Origin of the sequence: Tistlia consotensis USBA 355 (assembly GCF_900177295.1) — a bacterium.
Lineage (GTDB): Bacteria > Pseudomonadota > Alphaproteobacteria > Kiloniellales > DSM-21159 > Tistlia > Tistlia consotensis.
The window spans coordinates 1-1,003 of record NZ_FWZX01000093.1 but is presented as its reverse complement, the minus strand read 5'-3'; the positions used below and the strand labels follow the sequence as shown (position 1 = coordinate 1,003).

1 protein-coding gene is annotated in these 1,003 nt (G+C 71.4%); it reads right to left on the bottom strand.

Features of this window, described 5'->3' with window-relative positions:
* Positions 1 to 737 (bottom strand): protoglobin domain-containing protein (locus B9O00_RS32260; protein ID WP_200808739.1); only part of this gene is annotated, 737 nt, incomplete at its 3' end.
* Positions 738 to 1,003: the final 266 nt, after the last annotated feature.

Sequence of the window (1,003 nt, the reverse complement as noted above, 5' to 3'; positions counted from 1 at the left end):
GAGATCTCGCGCACCGAGTGCGACATCTCCTCGGCCGCCGCGGCGACGGTCGTCACGTTGCCGGTCGCCTGCTCGGCGGTCCGTGCGACGCTGGTCGCCCGATCCCGCCCGAGCGCGGTCGTCTCGGACATCGCGTGCGCCGTGTCGTGCAGCTCGCCGACCGAGGCGGTCAGGGTCTCGACCACGCCGCCGATGTCCCGCTCGAAGCTGCCGGCCAGCCTGTCGAGGAGCTGCAGCTTCTCCTGCTGCCCCGCCTCCAGGTAGACCGAGATCGCGCAGTCCATGTCGAGCAGGGCCGCCTTGGTGATCGCGGCGAGCAGCGCGCTCCGCCTGGCGGCGCAGGCACCCGACCAGCGCGACTGGACCCGCTCGCTGATCGCGGCCAGCAGGCGGGTCAGCAGGAAGCAGTAGCCGCCGATGTAGAGGCGCGGCGCGAGGCCCAGGCGATGATGGGCCTGGCCGACGCGCCGCACCGAATCCAGATAGGTCCGGTCGAAGCGGGCCTCGAGGATGACGCGCCAATGCGCGAGCTGGGCGTTCCTGGCGAGATCGCGCTTCTGGGCCGTCGGAAAGAAGCGGGCGGTCTCGGGGAAGCGCGCGAGGTGCAGGTAGAAGCCGTCGAGGATCGCCGGGAGTTCCTGCTCGAGCCAGGGCCTGGCCTCGCGCAGGCAGGCACGGGTCGCGGCGTCGATCTCCAGGAACTGCAGGCGATCGGTCTCGGTCGGCTCAGAATGCATGTCGGATTTCCCCAAAGGTCTCGTCGTCGGACGGCCGCCGCCGCGCGGCAAACCGGTGCGCGGAGTGTGGAAATTCGATTGCTAAGAATGGGCTAAGATCCCGGCTTCTTCCGCGCAGAGCAGCGATGCGGGAGGCCGGAGAAGGGGGCTGGCGTCCTGCGCCGCCCCGACCCCGGCCTCCGCTCGCAGCACCGCCTCCGGCGGGGGGACCGGATCAGGCGGCGCGGACCTCGGACAGGAAGGCGGCGACCTGGCGGGTCAGCCGC